Source organism: Kaistella montana (assembly GCF_024436175.1).
Taxonomy (GTDB): Bacteria; Bacteroidota; Bacteroidia; order Flavobacteriales; family Weeksellaceae; genus Kaistella; species Kaistella montana.
Window position 1 is genome coordinate 1,182,572 of the sequence record NZ_JANFQP010000001.1, and the last position, 12,858, is coordinate 1,195,429.

General features: G+C 37.4%; 7 protein-coding genes. 2 read left to right on the forward strand and 5 right to left on the reverse strand.

Annotated elements, in window-relative coordinates; all coding sequences use genetic code 11:
• Positions 1-9 precede the first annotated feature (9 nt).
• Positions 10-2,574, forward strand: a complete 2,565-nt coding sequence (locus NOV28_RS05435) for a TonB-dependent receptor domain-containing protein (RefSeq protein WP_255928371.1) — start codon at positions 10-12, stop codon at positions 2,572-2,574.
• A 67-nt stretch (positions 2,575-2,641) separates the two neighbouring features.
• Here the strand turns inward: NOV28_RS05435 and galE are convergent, their stop codons facing one another.
• A complete protein-coding gene (gene galE / locus NOV28_RS05440) occupies positions 2,642-3,658 on the reverse strand; it encodes a UDP-glucose 4-epimerase GalE (protein ID WP_255928373.1) in 1,017 nt (338 codons plus the stop codon).
• A gap of 47 nt (positions 3,659-3,705) precedes the next feature.
• Positions 3,706-4,830 carry a DegT/DnrJ/EryC1/StrS family aminotransferase gene (locus NOV28_RS05445; protein WP_255928375.1) on the reverse strand — a complete coding sequence of 375 codons (1,125 nt, stop codon included), beginning with the start codon at positions 4,828-4,830 and terminating at the stop codon, positions 3,706-3,708.
• Between the two features lie 329 nt (positions 4,831-5,159).
• Here NOV28_RS05445 and NOV28_RS05450 point away from each other — a divergent pair, with 329 nt between their 5' ends.
• Entirely contained in the window at positions 5,160-6,764 is a 1,605-nt protein-coding gene (locus NOV28_RS05450; protein ID WP_255928377.1) for a S8 family peptidase, read from the forward strand.
• 176 nt (positions 6,765-6,940) lie between these two features.
• On the opposite strand, the gene NOV28_RS05455 is transcribed toward NOV28_RS05450, so the two are convergent.
• The 3 genes from NOV28_RS05455 to NOV28_RS05465 all read right to left on the reverse strand — a co-directional run bounded on the left by NOV28_RS05455 (position 6,941) and on the right by NOV28_RS05465 (position 12,841).
• Positions 6,941-9,781 (reverse strand): M16 family metallopeptidase, encoded by a 2,841-nt coding sequence (locus NOV28_RS05455; RefSeq protein WP_255928379.1) that lies wholly within the window; start codon positions 9,779-9,781, stop codon positions 6,941-6,943.
• Between the two features lie 151 nt (positions 9,782-9,932).
• Positions 9,933-10,289 carry a DUF2200 domain-containing protein gene (locus tag NOV28_RS05460; protein ID WP_255928381.1) on the reverse strand — a complete coding sequence of 119 codons (357 nt, stop codon included), beginning with the start codon at positions 10,287-10,289 and terminating at the stop codon, positions 9,933-9,935.
• Between the two features lie 11 nt (positions 10,290-10,300).
• Positions 10,301-12,841 (reverse strand): phosphoenolpyruvate carboxylase, encoded by a 2,541-nt coding sequence (locus NOV28_RS05465; protein ID WP_255928383.1) that lies wholly within the window; start codon positions 12,839-12,841, stop codon positions 10,301-10,303.
• Positions 12,842-12,858: the final 17 nt, after the last annotated feature.

Consider the following 12,858-nt stretch of genomic DNA (forward strand, 5'->3'; position numbering starts at 1 on the left):
ACTAAAGATATGACAGACAAAATTGAGATTTCATCAATTATCAGAAAAAGAACTTTAGGACTCTTATTCGTCCTCGGAGCTGCAAGTTTAGCTTTCGCACAACAGAAAGTAAACGTCTCCGGAAAAATCGTTAACAAACAAAACCAACCGGTTCCATACGCATCTGTAAGTTTCAGCAACAAAGCCGATAAACTCTTCAGCGACGCTACACTTACCGATGAAAAAGGCGATTATAACCTCGATTTGGCGCCAGGAAACTACGACATCACCATCGAGGCCATCGATTTCAAAAAATCAACCCTTAACAGACAGATTACCGCAGCAGGCAACTTAGGAAGTTTCTCGGTTGAAGCTGAAGCTGCTGCTACCAATACCAAAACACAAGATATCCAAGGGGTGGTAATTACCGCGCAAGCTGTAAAACCTTACCGAGTGGAAATCGATAAAAAAGTATATGATCCTTCCCTCGACATCGTGGCAAAAGGTGGAAACCTTCAGGATGTTTTGGCCAATGTGCCTTCTGTGGATGTAGATACCGACGGTACGGTATCGATGAGAGGTAATTCTAACGTTAAATTTTTAATCAACGGGAAACCTTCTTCCATGCTTGGAATTGATGATGGTGCGAATGCATTACAATCGATCCCTGCAGACCAAATCGAAAGAATTGAAGTGATCACCAATCCTTCTTCTAAATACGAAGCCAGCGGAACCGCGGGAATCTTGAACATCATCCTTAAGAAATCTAAAAAAGTAGGTTTCAACGGAAGTGTAGAAGGTACTTTGGGATATTTACCGAATACCCGTTTGAACACCAACCTCAGCTGGAGAAAAGGCGCTTGGACTTACTACATCAACGGTGGCGGTGGCTACAACAGAAACAAATCCAAGAACAATTCGGAATTCAACTCTTACCTCGATCCTAAGAATTTGAATGATGGTTTCTCTATGAAATCCATCCAAAACGGAATCAACGAAGGCGAAAACAAAAACTACAACGTAACGACCGGTTTTGTGGTAGATGTTACCGAAAAATCTTCTTTGAACGCATCGGTAATGTTCAGAAACTTCAATAATGAATCTACAGGACAAACCGATTATTTTGACAATGTCATCATCAAAGACAGAAACGCTATCGGCTATCCGAATGTACCTTATATCCTTCAAGATCAATACACCAACCGATTGAATTCTGGAACCAATACCAATAATTCTTTCCAGGCAGATTTAGGTTTTGAACAAAAAATTGGAGATAAAGGCCAGTTGCTCTCTTTAGCGACCAGCTACCAAAAAAATAAAAGCGACGGAACTTCTATAATCACCGAAAATGGCTACGACAACGAATTTGATGTGGCTACCAAAACTTTAAACAACATCCTTACCAATTCCGTAAACACCACCTTCCTCGCGAAAGCTGATTACGAATTGCCTATCGGTGAAGCTTCAAAATTGGAAGCCGGTGCAAGATTTGATTCCAACAAAAACGACTACGATTATTATGTAGATCAAAGCCAAAACAACGGCCCAATAAGCATTTTACCCAACTTTACCAGTACTACTTTCTACAACGAAAACATTCTTGCTGGTTATGCGCAATTCAAAAGCAAAATCAATAATTTCGGGTATCAAGTTGGTTTAAGAGCTGAAAACACCGACATCAATGTTGATTTTAAAAGAATGACTGACGCCGAACAAATTAGCGTTCCTAAAAACTATCTGAAGTTTTTCCCTTCTGTTTTCTTAAGTTACGATTTAGGTAAAAACAATCAATTATTATTGAATTATTCCAGAAGAATCAACCGTCCGCGTTCTTTCTTCCTGATTCCGTTTATGTCGTATAACAACAACAGAAACCTTTTCAGCGGAAACCCGGATCTGAATCCTACTTATGAAAACTCTTTCGAATTAGGCTACAGTTTATCGAAAAGCAAAGTGACCTTTAATCCGACTTTATATTACAAAAAATCGGAAGATGAAGTGAATATGTACCAATACAGTGGTGTAAACGACCAAGGAAACACCGTCATCTACACCATGCCGGTAAATGCAGGAACTGAAACCCAATATGGTTTAGACCTTAACGCAAGCTATGACCCATTCAAATGGTGGAAAATCATGGCAAGCGCTAATGTTTTCGGATACAAAAATGAAGGTTCTTATGGAGATTTCGATTTCTCCGGAGACGGTTTCTCTTCCAGATTCCGTTTGACCAATACCTTCAAACCAACCAAAACCACAAGCTTCCAAATCCAAGGATTCTATCGTGGTGCCCAAAACACGGTTTCTACCCAAAGTAAAGCAATGTACGCCGTGAATTTAGGAGCCAGCCAAACCATCTGGAAAGGCAACGGAACCATCTCTTTCAACATTCAGGATATTTTCAATACCAGAGCTAGAGAAAACTTCGTTACCACTCCATCGTATTCACAATACAGCTTCATGCAGTGGCAACCGCGCCAGTTCAGCATTTCATTGAGCTACCGTTTCAAACAAGGTGACAAAGTGGAACAGCCGAAACGCAAAAAAGACATCAACAGCAACACTGCCGGCGATGAAGAACAAGTGCCGATGTAATCTATTACAATAAAATAAAAAATCCCGTTCGTCATGAACGGGATTTTTTTTATTTAAAAATTTTTATTTAAACTCTAGACTCCAAATATTTCTGCCATTCCCAAGTCGTACGCAAGGCTTCTTCCAAACTTGTATTTGCTTTCCAACCCAATTCTCTTTCCGCTTTATCAGCGTTGGCATAAGCAATCGTGATATCGCCCGCTCTTCGGTCGCAAATTTGATAAGGAACCGCCACATTATTTGCAGTTTCATATGCTTTCACTACTTCCAAAACCGACGAACCTTTCCCCGTACCGAGGTTGTAGATATCGATCACCGTTGCCTCATCGGAAGCAATCAGTTTTTGCAAAGCTTTCACATGGGCTTTTGCCAAATCTACCACATAAATATAATCGCGAATCGCAGTGCCATCTTCCGTTGGGTAATCATTTCCCCAAATATTCAGTTTCTCCCGAATTCCAGAAGCGGTTTGCGTAACATACGGAACCAAATTATTGGGAACTCCGATCGGTAACTCGCCCAACAGAGCTGTTGGGTGCGCCCCAATTGGATTAAAATATCTCAACAACGAAATCTTTCTTCGGTGTGCAGTTGCAAAATCTTTCAGGATTTCCTCGCCCATTTGTTTGGTTTTTCCGTAGGAAGATTCCGGCAATTTCAGAGGAGTGTCTTCGTCAATCGGCATTTCATCCGCTTGTCCGTAAACCGTACAACTCGAACTGAAAATAAAATTGGAAATATTTCTTGTTTTAAATTCCTGAAGAATATTAATCAATGAAAACAAATTGTTTTCGTAGTAATCCACCGGTTTTTCCTGGCTCTCTCCCACCGCTTTGAACGCAGCAAAATTGATACATCCACCAATATCATGTGCATCGAAAACCTGTGCAAGCAATTCTTTTCTCTTTAAATCGAAAGGATAAAACACAGGCTTTTTCCCTGCCACTTTCTCGATATTTTCTAAAATAAATCTTTCAGAATTGGATAAATCATCCACGATAACGACATCAAAATTGTTGTTTAAGAGTTCTACCACGGTGTGTGAACCGATATAGCCCAATCCTCCTGTTACAAGTATGGTCATGTTGTGTTTTTAATTATTTTTAAAACGTTTGGGGAGTAATTTAAATGCTATTTAAAAAACTCCAAAACGGCATCGGTAATATACTTCAGTTGCTCATCATCCAATTCGGTGTGCATCGGCAAAGAAATCACCTGATCCAGAAGTTGATCTGTATTCACGAAATCTTTTGGATCGCTTTCTTGGAAATACGCTTTTTGTTTTCTTAAAGCCACTGGATAATAAATCATCGCCGGAATCTCTTTTTCGGTTAAAAACGCCTGCAATTCGTTGCGTTTTCCGTTCAGGATTCTCAATGTATATTGATGAAAAACATGGGTTGAGTTTTCGGCTCTTGTTGGAATTAAAATATTCGGATGGTTTGCGAAAGCTTCATCATAATAATCGGCAGCTTTTCTTCTCGCGTCATTATACCCATCCAAAAGCGGAAGTTTTTTTCTAAGAACGGTCGCCTGAATACTGTCTAAACGCGAGTTCACACCCACTTCATCGTGGTAATATCTTTCGTACATTCCGTGGTTCACGATTCCGCGAAGCTTGTGTGCTAATTCATCATCATTGGTAAAAATAGCACCGCCATCACCGTAGCAACCGAGATTTTTAGAAGGAAAGAAAGAAGTAGTTCCCATCACGCCCATTGTTCCAGATTTCTTCACAGTTCCGTCGGAGAAGGTAAAATCAGCTCCAATCGCTTGTGCATTATCTTCAATCACCGCAAGGTTGTGTTCTTTGGCAATCTTCAGAATTTCTTCCATATTGGCACATTGCCCGAAAAGATGAACCGGAATAATTGCTTTTGTTCTTGGCGTAATCGCAGCTTTCACTTTCTCTGGGTCGATGGTGAAAGTATCATAATTCACATCCACCAAAACCGATTTCAGTTTCAGCAAGTGAATAACTTCTACCGTTGCTGCGAAGGTAAAATCAGCGGTGATCACCTCATCTCCTTCTTTTAAATCAAGTGCCATTAATGCAATTTGAAGCGCATCGGTTCCGTTGGCACAAGGAATTACGTGTTTTACGTCGAGGTATTGTTCCAATTCATTTTGGAAAGATTTCACTTCTGGACCATTGATGAATGCAGCAGAATCCAATACATTCAAAACAGCATTATCGACATCAGCTTTTATCTTATAATATTGACTTTGTAGGTCAACCATCTGAATTTTTTTCATAGATTTTTCTATTTTTATTTTTTTTAATCGGTTACCTTTCCTCTTCGGTTGGGTTTCTTAAAAAATATTTGCTCAAATTTAAGAAAATTAAATTTTCAGGAAAATTAAAACTCCTATTGTTTTCATGATTCATCAATAAAAAGGAAAATCAAGAGCATTTCGGTTGGTTATTTTAATGAAATTGAAAAAAGTAGAAAACACAATTAATCATCAATTTTTATGGATTGTTATTAAAAAAAAAATAAAAACAAAACAAACATAACCGATTAATTTACGCGTACATTTTAACTTTTTGTTAATTTCGTTGAAATTTACCATACTCACCCTCTATGAAAAAAACATTATCCGTTCTTATCATTTTTCTTTATGCTTTTGTCAGCGCACAAACCGAATTGGTTTTTGTATTTTTTAAGGACAAGCCGAATAAAGCAGCATTTTATGCTAATCCACTTTCCGAAATTTCCCAGAAATCACTCGACCGAAGAGCCAGACTCAATATCCCTTTGAATGATCAAGACGCTCCATTGGAAGCTTCCTATATTCAAAACATCAAAAATTTAGGCTTCACCGTAACCGATTATTCGAAATGGATGAATGGAGTTGCAGTAAACGCTACAACTGCTCAAATTGCTACCTTGCAAGCTCAAAGCTACGTTCAATCCGTTGAAAGCTTTATCAAACATCCTGCAGGTGGAAAACAAAGCATAAAAAAGTCGGATAAATTCAAAGTTTTCGACAATACCATCGGAAAAACCAATTTCAACTATGGAACAGGTTTATCCCAAATTGACCAAATCAATCTTCGTCCGCTACACGTTGCAGGTTACACCGGTACTGGAGTTACGATTGCCGTTATCGATACCGGATTTCCGACAGTGAATACAGGATCTGCGTACGCAAGAATCCGAAACAATGGACAAATAAAAGGCGGTTATAATTTCGTAAACAAAAGCACTGATATTTACAATACTTCTCTAAACAATCATGGTTCTTATTGTTTAGGAGTAATCGCTGGTTATATCGATAATTCTTATGTAGGGTCCGCTCCAGATGCAGATTTTTATCTTTATGCATCCGAAGATGCCGTAAACGAAAAACCTGAAGAAATGATTTATTGGGCAGAGGCCGCCGAAGAAGCCGACAGAAAAGGTGTTGATATCATTACAACCTCCCTTGGATATTACGATTTTGATGACAGTCGCTACAACATGTTATACTCGGATATGGACGGAAGTAATTCTTTCATCGCAAGAGCTGCACAAATCGCTGCTGAGAAAGGAATTTTCGTACTTGCAGCCGCCGGAAACGAAGCTCAAAATTCTTGGCATTACATCATCACACCTGCCGATAACGAAAAAGTTTTCACCGTGGGTGCTGTAACTTCAAGTGGTACGAGTTCTTCTTTTTCTTCTTACGGACCAAATGCTTTAGGACTCGTAAAACCCGATGCAAGTGCAAGAGGAACCAATACCGCAATAGCTTACAACAACAGCGCAACTACCAGCAACGGAACTTCTTTCGCTACTCCACTTGCGGCGGGCGGTGTAGCTTGTTTGTTGCAAGCTGTTCTTACAAAACCTTTGGATGAACTGAAAGATATTCTTAGACAAAAAGCTTCTCTTTTCCCGAACCACACAGACCCAATGGGATATGGAATTCTGAATTTCGGAGCATCACTTACGGAAGTGCAAATGGCAACTGCAAACGTTACTAAATCTTCAATTAAAATCTACCCGAATCCGGTAAGCACAAGCTTTACGATCAATACTTCTGAAAAAATTGTTTCGGTAGAATTGTATGATGTTTTAGGCAGAAAATCCCAAAACCTTTCCAATGAAAAAATACAGAACATCGAGAAACTAACCAAAGGAGTTTACTTTTTAAAAATAAAAATCGACAAAAATGAGTTCGTCGAGAAACTCATTAAGCAGTAGAAGACTGACTGTAATTAACCAAAGTTTTTCACGTTATTACATTATCAAGTAGGTCTATTAGTCATTATTTAGACTTGGTTATATAAATCACTATCGAAGAGATAATAAAAAAATCCGTCTCACACTTTTAAGCGAGACGGATTCATTATTTTTTGGTTATTTTAATCTGTGTCTTTTTATTTCGCAACAGCAGTCTTTACTTCTTCTTTCTTCACATTTTCCCAACCATCTTCAGGCATTAAAGTAGCAATCCCTCTGTTTTTTGTCAGATATTTTTTTGCCACATTCTGCAAATCTTTTACGGTAAGTTCTTTTATTTTCTCTGGATAATTAAGAATTTCATATTTATCACTACCGTCTAATTGACTCTTTGATAGCGCATTGATCCAGTAATTATTATCTTTAAGATTAGTATTATAGTCGTTTATTTCCCCTTCTTTATACTTATCTAAATCTTTTTGTTCCGGACCATTATCAATTAATTTTTGGAGTTCTGCAATTGCACTTTTTGTCAGTTTATCGGCATTTTCAGGACCACATGGGAAACTTATACTGAAAGTATAATTACCAAACGGAACTTTGGTCATGGTGCCTCTTGCTCCACCACCGTAGATGCCGCTCTCTTCTTCTCTCAATTTTTCAATAACTTTTATAGTAGCTACTTCACCTAAGGCAGAAAGTGCCAAAGCTTCTTTTTCGTTATAAGGAGTTTCGCCTGAGTAAACGATTTGAACCATACTCTTAGGATCTTTACCTTTTTTATAAACTTTAGTAAAATCTCCACCAATTGATCTATAACCGGTATCTTTAAAGGTAGTCGCCTTCCCTGTACTTGGCAAACTTGCTACATATTTTAAGATTTCATTTTTTAAATTATTTTCATCAATATTTCCCGTAAAATAGAAGTGGAAATTCCCTGCATTCGCAAACTTTTCTTTATAAATATCGTATGCTAGTTTATAATCCGTTATTGCCCAATCTTTTTCCGTAGGAATAATTCCTACAAACCTTGGGTTTTTCTGATTTAAAAATTTAGCATGCTCACTAGAAAAATAAAACTGCGGATTTGAAAGCAAATTATCCAACATGGCCGACTGCTTCGTTTTAAAGGCGTTGAATGCATCTGGATTGTAATTTAAACTTGTAAAATAAGCATACATCAATTCCATAGCTACCGAGAGATCTTTCTGTGTAGTTTTACCGTTTATTCCTTCGGTGAGAACACTAATATTAGGATTTACAGAAACTTGCTTTCCAGTAAGATAATTGGTGAGATCAGTCTTTGAAAAACCACCTACTCCAGCTTCAGTTAGAGCAGCAAATGCAAATTGTGTTTTTTTGAAATCGGTATCGTTAATGATAGAGTTTCCTCCTAAACTTCTTGCTGAAAATATAATTTCATCATCTTTAAAATCGGTTTTCTTAAAGGTAACTTTTGCACCATTGCTAAGCGTCCAGGTCGTTGTACCCAGTTTTGCATCTGTTTCAGTTTTTACAATTTTACCTTCGGATTTAAATGGTTTAACCAAATTATTGATTGATGCTTTTTCTTCATAAGGTTTAATATCTGCCATCTTTACAGATTCAAATGTATTAAGCACCATTGCTTCTGTAGGCATTGTAACATTATCCTTTTTTGGTCCGGTAATCACGATAACTCGGCTGTCATCTTTCACAAATTTCTTGATAATATCATTGGTCTGTGCTAAGGTCACACTTGGCAAGAAGTTTTTTGTATCTTCATATTCCCAAGCAATTCCTGGCATTGGTTCCTGCTCCAAAAAGCTTCTTACGTATTCATCCACAAGCATACCACTTTCAGTCTTATCTCTGTTGTTATAAGATCTTTCAAGGTTCGATAAAACTTGAGATTTTGCTCTATCAAGTTCAGATTGAGTAAATCCGAATTTTTTAGCTCTTTCTACTTCTGTTAAAAGTACCGATAATGCTTTCAATTGATCTCCTTCTTTGGTCAATGCAAATCCTTGGAAAGCTTCTTTTGTTCTTGCATAGGTGCCACCATGATATACAGATCCAAAAGTGAAAGGTGGATTATTGGAATTGATCAGTTCTCTTAATCTATTATTCAACATTGTAGTTGCTAAATTTTTAATCAAACTCTGATTGTATTGTTCCACTGTCACATTCGGTTTATATGCTTCCGAATCTTTCATGATAAACTGAACCATTGAGTTTGTTGCATCAGGATCTGTTTCTATCGCAACCAATGTTTCTTTATGATTAGGCAGATCAAAAACTTTTCTTTCTTTTGGTTTAGCCGGATTTTTATATTTACTGAAATTATCTTTTATCTTTTTTTCAATTTCATCTACATTGATATCACCCACCACTGCAATTGCCATCAAATCTGGTCTGTACCAATCCTGATGGAATTTTCTAATCACATCTGGTTTAAAGTTTTCCAACACTTCTTTTTTTCCAATTGGAAGTCTGTTAGCATACTGAGAATTGTATAATAATTTAGGTAAATATTTATCTGACATCCTTTTATCAGCTCCTAATCCTAATCTTAATTCTTCTAAGACTACTCCTCTTTCTTTATTAATTTGCTCATCAGAAAGTGTAGCATTAAAAGCCCAATCCTCCATTACTTTTAGACCTGCATCAAGATTTCCCGGTTTATCTAAAGGAACAGGAAGCATGTAAACGGTTTCATCAAAACTGGTATAAGCATTAAGGTGTTGTCCGAATTTCACTCCTATAGACTGTAGGAAGTCAACTAATTTATTATCCGGAAAGTTTTTAGTTCCATTGAAGTTCATATGCTCCATAAAATGGGCTAATCCTCTTTGATTTTCATCTTCAAGTATAGAACCTGCATTGATTGCCAATCTGAAATCCACCTTTTTCTCAGGAAGTGTGTTCTTTTTAATATAGTACTTCATTCCGTTGGAAAGAGTTCCTATTCTCACAGAAGGATCTGTCGGGATATTCTGAGCAAATCCATTTGTAGTCATCAAGAAGATAACCACCAAAGAAGCTAACATTTTCTTCATAATTTATTTTTCTTGTGAAAATATTGATTTTATCTTACCGAATAAAATGATTTAATGTCATTTAATGTTAAACTTCCGTTAAAAATTACACTTTTTATTATTCAAAACATAAAAACCAGATCTATTTGAATTACCTAGTGTATAACTACATTCATTTTCTCAAAATCTTTTCCATCACTTTTCCTTTTGCTAATTCTTCGATTAGTTTATCCAGATAACGGACCTTTTGCATGATTGGATCTTCAATTTCTTCTACTCGGTAACCACAGATGACGCCGGTAATTTTCGAAACATTCGGATTCATTTTCGGAGCTTGATTAAAGAAATTTTCGAAATCGACTTTATCATCGATGATTTTTTGTAGCATTTTTTCATCGTAGCCGGTGAGCCAGAAAACAATCTCATCCACTTCAGCTTTTGTCCGCCCTTTTTTTTCTGCTTTTGTGATATAATGTGGATAAACACTGGCAAAAGACATTCGATAAACGCGGGTGTTATTGGCATTCATGTTCAAATAATTTACGCTGAATTTCTACTTGCATTGATGTTTCCGAACAACGAACGCATCACGAGTTTTTCGTAAGCTTCGCGATTTCCTTCTTCTTTCTGAATTTTCATCAAAGCATATTGCTGAATGCTCAACAACGGAAGCACAATTTTCTCGCGGATTTTAACTGATTTTCTTGAAATTGGATCTTCTTCCATCAACATTTTGAAACCGGTAAGTTCCAACATCATTGATTTTGAAAGTTCGTATTCGTCAAATAAAATATTCCAAAAACCACCAAATTTCGAATTGTTTTTCATGTAATATGTAAGGGGAAAATACGATTTATTCATACTCATCATGGAATTTAAAACCAGAGTTTTAAAGAAATCTGAACCTTTGTAAAGCGCATGAACCTCATCAAATCTCCCTTGATTTTTAAGTTCATTTAAAGCAAAACCAAACCCGAAAAACCCAGGAACATTTTGTTTCAATTGGCTCCATGAACCTACAAACGGAATCGCGCGCAAATCTTCAAATTTAAGTTCATTTGTTCCACCTCTTTTGCTTGGTCGGCTGCCGATATTGGTTCGCCCGTAATATTCCAGCGTGCTCATTTCTTGCAAATACGGCACAAACATTGGGTGCGCCTTCAAATCAGAGTATTTTTGGAAGCTGATTTCTGCCAATTCCTCAATAAGCTTTCTTTCTTTTTCCGTTAAATCTTTTTTTGAATTTTTAAAAACATCATTCTCAATTCCGGCAGTTAACAGTTGTTCGAAATTATATTTCGCTTGATCTTTATTTCCAAAAACACTGGTAATGGTTTGCCCTTGAATGGTCAATTCAATTTTATTATTGGCAATGGTTTTCCCTTGAGAAGCGTAGAAATCGTGGGTTTTCCCGCCACCTCTTGCTGGTGGACCGCCCCGTCCGTCGAAGAAAATGACTTTAATATTGTTTTCATCCGAAATTTTCGTCAGCTGTTCTTTGGTTTCATAAATTTCCCAATTGGCTTTTAAATAACCACCATCTTTGGTTCCGTCGGAGAAACCGAGCATAATTGTTTGCGCATTTCCGCGTCTTTCCAAATGTTTTCGGTACACCGGAAGTTCGTAGAGTTCTTTCATCACTTTTTCTCCGGCATCCAAACCTTCCATCGTTTCAAAAAGCGGAACAATATCGATATGGATTTCCTCCTCACGATAACCACAAAGCCTGAACATTCCGAATACATTCAGCACATCTTTTACCTCATCAGAATTGGAAATAATGTAACGGCTGAGTCCTCTTTCGTCGTTTTTCTGTTGAATTTTTTTGATGTTAAAAATATTCTCCAAAGTATCTTTGGTAATACCTTCAAAATCATTGGGATCTACAACGACATCGGTTTCCAGAAGCCATTGTAACTTATCTTTTGTAGAAATATTTTCAGAAATAAAGCCCGCCTTTTTTGCAATAATATCATCAATAACCTGTTGATGAACACGGCTGTCTTGACGAATATCAAGGGTTGCAAAATGAGTTCCGAAAATCTTCACCCGATCTTGGAAATCTTCCAAAATATTATTAAAAAGCCCGTTGTGTTGTTCTTTCAGTATTTTTTCGGCCTCTTTTGTTCTTTTTAAAATTTGTTCAGTACTGATGTTTTGATCTTTAAAAATCGCATCATAAATTTCATGGCTCAAAGTTTCCAAAACTTCTGAAACTCCACGGAAACTCAGTCTTCTTCGCAAGTTTTTCAAATGCGCATAATACGATTTCAGGATGGAAGAATTGAGTTCCTGCGCGACTTTCTGAGTGATTTCTGCGGTGACGAAAGGATTTCCGTCGCGGTCTCCACCTGGCCAAAATCCCAGCTGAAAGATATCTTGATGCGGCACAAAATGCTGATTCCCAAAAGTGTTTTTAATCGTTCGATAAAGCTCGCCGATTGAATCGTAATACACATATCTGAGGTAAAAAATAATGCTCATCGCCTCATCGAGCGGTGTGGGTTTTTCTCGATTAAGGAAAGGTGTTTTACCCAATTGTTGCAAAAGCATATCGATTTCCGTCACGGAATCTTTCATAATCGCTGAACGGAGATCATGCAAAATCCGTTGCACCGAATTCGGGTAAAATTGTGTTGGATGCGCTGTGAAAACAACTTTTACTGCAAAATCCTGAAGTTTTTTTCGGGTTGCGTCCAACTGATGTTCCTGCACCGCACGATCGTGAAGATTTGCTAGCATACCTGCTTCGTTTTGGGAATGCAATTGCGGGAAAGCGGCATCTTCAATACTGTCAAAAAGCACCACTTGTCTTTCAATATATTGGATAATCTTGAACAAAAGTTCGGTTTTCTGCTCTTCGGTTACCAAATCGGTGTGTTTGGTGAAAAATTCTTCCACAATATCTTCCGGACTTTGGCCTTTTTCGTAGCCAATTCTGCTTTCTTCGTATAAAAAAGGGAGCAACATCCCGATGTTGGTCATTTTATCATAAGGCAAACTCATGAATAATGAATTGTAGATCTGGAATTTGTTTTCGACGATTTGTCGGAATCTTTCTGTTTTCGCTTCGTTTTGCATAGAACAAATTTAGGATT

Coding starts and splice junctions, on each gene's coding strand:
- NOV28_RS05460 (WP_255928381.1), bottom strand. CDS start 10,289: ATGAATGCCAATAACACCCGCGTTTATCGAATGTCTTTTGCCAGTGTT.
- NOV28_RS05450 (WP_255928377.1), top strand. CDS start 5,160: ATGAAAAAAACATTATCCGTTCTTATCATTTTTCTTTATGCTTTTGTC.
- NOV28_RS05435 (WP_255928371.1), top strand. CDS start 10: ATGACAGACAAAATTGAGATTTCATCAATTATCAGAAAAAGAACTTTA.
- NOV28_RS05445 (WP_255928375.1), bottom strand. CDS start 4,830: ATGAAAAAAATTCAGATGGTTGACCTACAAAGTCAATATTATAAGATA.
- galE (WP_255928373.1), bottom strand. CDS start 3,658: ATGACCATACTTGTAACAGGAGGATTGGGCTATATCGGTTCACACACC.
- NOV28_RS05455 (WP_255928379.1), bottom strand. CDS start 9,781: ATGAAGAAAATGTTAGCTTCTTTGGTGGTTATCTTCTTGATGACTACA.
- NOV28_RS05465 (WP_255928383.1), bottom strand. CDS start 12,841: ATGCAAAACGAAGCGAAAACAGAAAGATTCCGACAAATCGTCGAAAAC.